Below are 1,629 nucleotides of genomic sequence, written 5' to 3' on the forward strand. Positions count from 1 at the left end.
GAAATTAGTCGAACGCGGCGGGACTTTAGTAGTGAGTGGCGATCGCGTCTATGATATGGCACTACGTCTACGTTACAGCCAAAAGTCCCATCAGAGTAACTTAAATTTAATTGTGGAAGAAGATTTACGACAAGCGATCGCTACTGCATTAGAGCATACACCAGAGAATGAAACTTTGCATATTCTGCCCACCTATTCAGCCATGTTAGAAGTCCGAGAAGTTCTGACTGGTCGTAAAATTCTTTAAATTTGTCATTAGTCATTTGTTATTCTCCCCCAGTCCCCAGTCCCCAGTCCCAGTCCCTAAATTTATGAGTTCTCAAAATTTGGAATTAACAATAGGTTGGCTTTATCCGACGCTGATGAGTACCTATGGCGATCGCGGTAATGTAATTACTATAGAACGTCGCGCCGAGTGGCGGGGATACGATGTTAAAGTGTTACCCCTAGATCAAAATACTACAGCCGCAGATATTAAAAGTGTAGATGTAATCGTTGGTGGTGGCGCACAAGACCGTCAGCAAGAAATTGTCATGCGTGATTTGCAAGGTGCGAAAGCTGACGCGATGCGCGAAAAAATCGAAAATGGTACACCAGGAGTATTTACTTGTGGTTCACCCCAATTACTGGGACATTATTATGAACCCGGCTTAGGACAACGGATTGATGGTTTGGGAATACTCGATTTAGTTTCCGTGCATCCTGGTGAAAATACTAAACGCTGTATTGGAAACTTGGTAATTGAAGTGACAGCTTCCCGCCTAGCGCGAGATTTAAAAGAGATGACGGGTAGCACACCATATTTGGTAGGCTTTGAAAATCACGGCGGACGCACTAAGTTGGGAAAAGTGGAAGCATTGGGGCGAGTGGTGTACGGTTTGGGAAATAATGGTGAAGATGGGACAGAAGGAGCATTTTATCAGAATGCGATCGCTACTTATTCCCACGGCCCTTTATTACCAAAAAATCCCTTTGTCGCCGATTGGTTAATTCAAACAGCGCTGCGACTAAAGTATCAGCAGGAAATTACCTTAAAACCTTTTGACGATAGCCTCGCTGCACAAGCAAGAGAAGCGATGTTTAAGCGATTGAAAGTTAGTTTACCAAGCCCTGCGGCAAAAGTTTAAGTTTTCGTGTTTTTCTCGTTCCCTGACTTTCACAGGGAACGCAATTCCCCGGTTTCATATTGGGAAGATGTGACAAACGCCCCAAACTCAGCCTTGATTTCATGTTTCTTTGTCAATAACTACCAACCCCACACCGCAACGAGTCGCCGCCTCTGCTAACCGAGTATCAAGAGTTGCTAACGGCAATTATAACGGCAACGCCAATTCTAAATAAGCTGCGTCATAAGCTGCTAAACCTTCCTGTCGTGCTAGCTTCAAGGTTGCATTCAACGCCTTTGCATCCGTAAATAAATCAACCTGAATTAATAGTGACTGTAACAAAGCAATAGCTTGCTCAGATTGTTCCTGTGTTATGCGGTTACGTCGTTCAGCCACAATAAGGGTATTCGCAATCTCCAGCGACCAAATTCCTGGTACAAAAGCTTTAGAATCTGGCATCATTGCCAGTATGGCATTAGCATAATCATCGTTTTCATCCACCAAACACCAGCTAATTGCTACA

At 44.0% G+C, this 1,629-nt stretch carries 3 protein-coding genes; 2 read left to right on the forward strand and 1 reads right to left on the reverse strand.

Annotated elements, in window-relative coordinates:
• Both VE944_RS14650 and VE944_RS14655 read left to right on the forward strand, forming a co-directional pair.
• Positions 1-247 (forward strand): MurT ligase domain-containing protein (locus VE944_RS14650; protein ID WP_324978176.1); only part of this gene is annotated, 247 nt, incomplete at its 5' end.
• Between the two features lie 64 nt (positions 248-311).
• A complete protein-coding gene (locus tag VE944_RS14655; RefSeq protein WP_324978178.1) occupies positions 312-1,127 on the forward strand; it encodes a type 1 glutamine amidotransferase in 816 nt (271 codons plus the stop codon).
• A 186-nt stretch (positions 1,128-1,313) separates the two neighbouring features.
• Here the strand turns inward: VE944_RS14655 and VE944_RS14660 are convergent.
• Positions 1,314-1,629, reverse strand: a 316-nt coding sequence (locus tag VE944_RS14660; protein ID WP_324978180.1) for a type II toxin-antitoxin system VapC family toxin, incomplete at its 5' end; no start/stop codon positions are given.

The sequence above is a fragment of the Nostoc sp. genome (assembly GCF_035638895.1).
Lineage (GTDB): Bacteria > Cyanobacteriota > Cyanobacteriia > Cyanobacteriales > Nostocaceae > Nostoc.

What these genes read in the sequence shown, in the direction of transcription:
- VE944_RS14655 (WP_324978178.1), top strand. Translation starts at nt 312, where the DNA reads ATGAGTTCTCAAAATTTGGAATTAACAATAGGTTGGCTTTATCCGACG.